6 protein-coding genes and 1 pseudogene are annotated in these 4,648 nt (G+C 64.7%); 3 read left to right on the top strand and 4 right to left on the bottom strand.

The window, feature by feature from the left end:
- The 3 genes and pseudogenes from O7A70_RS33460 to O7A70_RS33450 all read left to right on the top strand — a co-directional run.
- Window positions 1-239: pseudogene (locus tag O7A70_RS33460) on the top strand (hypothetical protein); the annotation flags it as partial.
- A gap of 1 nt (window position 240) precedes the next feature.
- Window positions 241-552 (top strand): hypothetical protein, encoded by a 312-nt coding sequence (locus tag O7A70_RS33455; protein WP_337144150.1) that lies wholly within the window; start codon window positions 241-243, stop codon window positions 550-552.
- Between the two features lie 5 nt (window positions 553-557).
- The gene (locus O7A70_RS33450; protein ID WP_337144149.1) at window positions 558-986 is read left to right on the top strand and encodes a hypothetical protein; all 429 of its coding nucleotides are present in this window, start codon (window positions 558-560) and stop codon (window positions 984-986) included.
- A gap of 204 nt (window positions 987-1,190) precedes the next feature.
- Here O7A70_RS33450 and scpB read toward each other — a convergent pair whose 3' ends face one another.
- The 4 genes from scpB to O7A70_RS33430 form a co-directional block, all read right to left on the bottom strand.
- Window positions 1,191-1,913, bottom strand: coding sequence for an SMC-Scp complex subunit ScpB (scpB, locus tag O7A70_RS33445; protein ID WP_337144148.1), 723 nt, complete (start codon window positions 1,911-1,913; stop codon window positions 1,191-1,193).
- Between the two features lie 2 nt (window positions 1,914-1,915).
- Window positions 1,916-2,884 (bottom strand): DUF1403 family protein, encoded by a 969-nt coding sequence (locus tag O7A70_RS33440; RefSeq protein ID WP_337144147.1) that lies wholly within the window; start codon window positions 2,882-2,884, stop codon window positions 1,916-1,918.
- A 568-nt stretch (window positions 2,885-3,452) separates the two neighbouring features.
- Window positions 3,453-3,896 carry a plasmid maintenance toxin (PemK-like) gene (locus O7A70_RS33435; RefSeq protein WP_337144146.1) on the bottom strand — a complete coding sequence of 148 codons (444 nt, stop codon included), beginning with the start codon at window positions 3,894-3,896 and terminating at the stop codon, window positions 3,453-3,455.
- Window positions 3,883-4,155, bottom strand: a complete 273-nt coding sequence (locus O7A70_RS33430) for a type II toxin-antitoxin system Phd/YefM family antitoxin (protein WP_337144145.1) — start codon at window positions 4,153-4,155, stop codon at window positions 3,883-3,885. The genes O7A70_RS33435 and O7A70_RS33430 overlap by 14 nt, the downstream gene beginning before the upstream one ends.
- Window positions 4,156-4,648 lie beyond the last annotated feature (493 nt).

The following is a 4,648-nucleotide window of genomic DNA, read 5'->3' as shown; positions in this document are numbered from 1 at the left end:
TCATCGGCAGCCGCGATGCCGAGGACATTCTCCTTCTGGTCGATGGGCGGGAGGAGCTCGTCGAGGAGATCGCGAGCGGCGAGCCGGAGATCCGGGTCTACATCGCCGAACAGATTGCGGCGCTGCTCGAGGATCCGAACTTCGACCATTTCCTGGAGGGAAACATTCGCGGACCGGCGGGCCGTGTCGACATCGTTTACGAGCGGCTGGTCAAGATCAGCACCCTGGATACGCACTGACATGACCTGGCAATTCCGGTGGCATTGCCGGCATGGGACGCGGACTGCCGACAACCGAGACCATGCTGGCATAGGCATCCGCGGCGACGCCGTCCTGGCCATCGTTCTCGATGGATCAACATCGGGGTCAGCCAGCGGCGATTTTGCGCGCGAGATTGCGCGCCGCATGGTCGACTGGTTCGTAACCGGGATTGAAGAGGTGACCGCCGACGCCCTGATCGCGCAGCTTCGCAGATCCACGCAGCGCTCGCGACGGACTTTCGCGCCGATTCAGCCAGCTACTCCCTTCTGCACCTTGAAGCGACGGGCCTAGCGCTGGTGCTGCATGCAGGCGATTGCCTGGTAGGCCGACTAGAAGACGATGGACGGATCGCATGGCTGACGCAGCCGCATACGCTCGCCAATCCGCTGCTACCCGCGGCGATCGAGAGTGTCGCGAAAGATCCCGCACGTCACAGGCTCACGCGTAGCTTCCGCTCGAAGCGCTTCATTGCTCCTGATCTGAATTCGATCCAACTCGACGATCGGCCACTGCTGGTTGCGACAGATGGCTTCTGGGCGGAGCTTGATGCGTGCCAGCAGGTCGACTTCATCGGAGGACGTGTTGGGATGGTCGAGCAGGAACGCGACGATTGCGGCGCGTTGTCCATTCTGCGCGGCCAATCTGGATCTGGGATCGACCTCATTGAGGCCGAGGCGACGCCCAACCTCTATGCCAGGGCACACAAGCCAAATTTACGCCGATAGCTCGCAACAGAGCGGCAATGGCAACCCCAACCATTTTCGCCACTAGCGCACGATTGCGCCCTTTTTTTCTGACCCTGAATGAGCCCCCGCGCGCCCGCAAACTTCCGTGGCCCGTCATCTCGCGCAAACTGAAACCGCACCCACCAGTTCGCGCGCGCCCTGCTGCGACACTTGGGGGATGTGGTTGCAATGCGCAACGAGGAGTCAAGACAGTGGGTCTTCAACCACATCGTCCTCTGCCTCTTTCTCGCAATCGCCCTCCCCGCCCACCAGCCCAGTAGGGATATCGCCGGCCAGCAGCTTTTCCTTCGACAGCAGCCCGGCGTCCTCGAGCGCCTCGAAATCCGGCAGCTGGCGCAGCGTGTCGAGCCCGAACTGCGACAGGAAGGTTTTCGTCGTCACATAGGTGTAAGGCGCGCCCGGCTGCGGGCTGCGCGGACCCGACGCGATGAGCGCCTGCGCGCGCAGCACGCCGATCAGGTCGCGCGACACCTCCTTGCCGAAAAAGCTCGACAGCTCGCCACGCGTGATCGGCTGGAAATAGGCAATGCACATCAGCACGAGCGCCTCCGCCTGCGATAATTCTTTCGCCTCCTGCCCGGCCGTGCCAAATGCACTGCGGATGACGTCCCCAAAAGCCTTTTTGGTCCGGTGTTGCCAGCCGCCGGCGACGGACACCAGCTCATAGGGGCGGCCGGCGAGCTCGGTGCGGATGTCGTCGATGACGAGATCGAGATTGCAGTTCTTGCCCACCACCCGCGCGAGAACACTACGTGTCACCGGTTCATTTGCCGCAAAAATCACCGCTTCGACGCGGCCCATCCATTCGCGCCAGCGCAGCTCCGGCGGCAGGTGCTCAAGCTCGGTGTCGACCAGCATTCGCTGGACATTTTTTTTCACCCTTTCGTCGCTCGCCGTCTCGGCCATCGCTAAAGCCCGAACAGCCGGAACGATGACCGCCCCGACAGCTCGCGCACGGCGTCGAGGTGTTGCAGCCGCTCGAACAGCCGCCGCGCCGCAAAGCGCGACAGGTTTTTGGTCGTCAGCGAGCCGGAAACGGCATCTTCATTCAGCAACAAAAAAATCACGTCGCCGGCGCCTTTCGCGCGCAGTTTCGGCACCACCGCTAGCAGTCTTTCGGTGCGGCGCGACAGCTCGGCGCCCCGCCGGCACGCGTCGGCCGCCGCCTGAACCAGCGCGCCGCAGACCGCCCGCTCAAAACCTTTTTCACCGGGTCCGATGCGCTTGCCGCCGGCTTCGGCGCGGAACGCCGGCGAAAAAACCTGGGTCACCAACAACGGCAGCGGCCGCGGCCAGCGCAGGTTTTGCGCCAGCACCAGGTCGGCCAGCCACCAGGCCAAAAGCTTGGAGTCGGGCCGCGTCGCGACGACATGAGCGGCAATCGCCGCGGCGGCGAATGGTGCCGAGCGACGCGACGTAGCCAGATTTTCGATTTCCGTGCACAGGTCGGCGAGCGCCGCGCCGTCCCAGTGGAGACCAAGCTGGTCGACGATCTTTTCGAGCCTGTCGGCGTTGGCGATGGGCGGCTGCGCGGCCAACTGCCGCCAGGCGCCCAAAATGGCGCCGGCGGGGCCGGGATCGGCGCCGGCCGGGCAAAGCTGCCAGGCATCGCGCAGCGCGGCCTCGTCCTCGGCGCGGCCAGCGAGCCGCATGCTGGCGGCGGCACTGCGAAGCGCCAGCCGTTGCCGCCAGGCACCAGCCCAGGAATGCTCTGCCCGGGCAAGTGTGTCGAGGGCACCCAGGGCGGCGCCGGCCTGGAAAGCGGCGTCCGCGTCATTGGGCGCGCCGCCTGGTGGGAGCGCCCAGGCCGGGACGGTTGACGGCGCGGTGGAGCTGGCGGCCAATGGACTGGCGGCGAGGGGATCGAGGCGAATCATGATCTTGGAGGGTAAATCGCGCGTGCGCTTTGCGCCATCGATGTCGCGCCAAAACGCACAGCCTGTCGGGAAGACAAAACGAACGATAATGTTGCCTTATCGTTCGTTTTGGCAAAATGCCGGAATCCCCCACCTGGGAGGCGTTTTTCGACCGGAAATGAAAAGATTTTGGTGCGGCGAAGGCCGCCCTGCTTGTCGTCGGTCCCGACGGCTTGTCGCCGCTGAAATCTCGGCGGGACGATGTTCATCCCGCCCGACGACTGATGAGGACGATAGCGCATTTCGCGGGTTTCCGCAACGCCCATCCCCGGACAGGGGCGAGCGAACAGCCTCTGTGATCGAGCAGAACGCCAAAATCCACGCCGACCGGGCTTGCGGACGAAATCTCGCGCAGCCAAGGCTGGCATCCTCTCGTTGATCTCGTGTTCGGCGGCGGCGATTTGCCGGGCTCTTTAGCCGAGCGGAAGCCAGCCTCGCACTGCGCACACAGTCTCACGAATTCCGCTCCAGCCGACCGCACAGGGCCTGCCCCCCTCTTCCGCAAGCACTCGGCCGCCGCCGGCGGACGTCACTCCGTTCGCGCCACGCTCCGGTGCGGCCCGGTCGCAACCTCGCCGCGGGCGATCGCCACGAAGCGATGCTTCACCGTGGCGAACAGGCCCGGCGTGAGCGCGCCGTAATAGCCGCTCTCGCTGTCGACGGCGCGCAGATCCGGCCCCGGCCAGACAAAGCGGTTGCTTTCGGTCAGCACGATCCACGAGCGCTCGTCGTCGAGCCGCAGGCGGTTCTTGACCTCGGGCGGAATCTCGACCGCGTCGGCCGGATCATCCGGCGGCGTATGCGTGATCGGCAAGACGCGCACCACCGGCTGGCCCTCCTCCGTCGTCAGGACGATCGCCAGGACCAGGCAGGGGCGGTCCTTGTCGCCCTCCTCCCGGCCTTCGCGGTGCTGCCAGTCCCACAGGTAGGCGTAGCGAAAAACCCAGCCGACCCGGACTTCAGCCGGCAGCATGCTTGCCGCCGGAGGCGTTGAGTTGCTCACCCTCCGGCGTCATCTCCGAGGCTTCGACCGCGGCGATCTCGGCCTCATTCAGATCGACCGTGCGCTGGACGCGACGGTCGCGCTTCGACAGCCGCAAAAAATCCTCATAGGCCATCAGTACGGTGCGCGGACGGCCGTTTTTGGTGATTACCACCGGCTCGCGCACGGCGGCGTCCTGATAGGCACCGAAATTCTTGGAGACTTCGGCGGCGGTGACGGTGGAACTCATCGGTCATACTCCTTTGTTCCGGAATATACGGAAATCCCGGTAATCCCGCAACAGGTTTTCGCCATGAAGCCTCTCCCGCGTTCGGCTCATCCCCGCCTCGCGGCAGCCTTCCCCCGGGCTTGGAATTCAGCTCAGCGCACATCACGGTGGCGCGACACCCGCTCAGTCATCCGCCGAGACACGGCTCTGGCTGCCGGGCACTCCAGTCGGATCCGGAAACGCGCCGCGCTGAAACGGCGACCTCGAAGTTGCCCCCTGCAACCCGCGAGCGACAGGACGCGCGCGGGCAACGTCGCGTGCGACAGCAACAAAGTGCTGCGCGTTTTGCAGGTGATCGTTGGTGGACAAATCGGCTCGTAGATCGCACCTTAGGCCGCAAAGAATCGTACGCCATGACATTCCGATAACGAGATTGATGGGCACTCCCCGCCATTTTATGAAGCGCACCGATCCGGCCGCTACCGATGACTTGCCGGACATTGTCGATCTCGTG

The sequence above is a fragment of the Mesorhizobium sp. Cs1299R1N1 genome (assembly GCF_037179655.1).
Lineage (GTDB): Bacteria > Pseudomonadota > Alphaproteobacteria > Rhizobiales > Rhizobiaceae > Mesorhizobium > Mesorhizobium salmacidum.
This window is presented reverse-complemented; position numbering and strand designations above follow the sequence as displayed.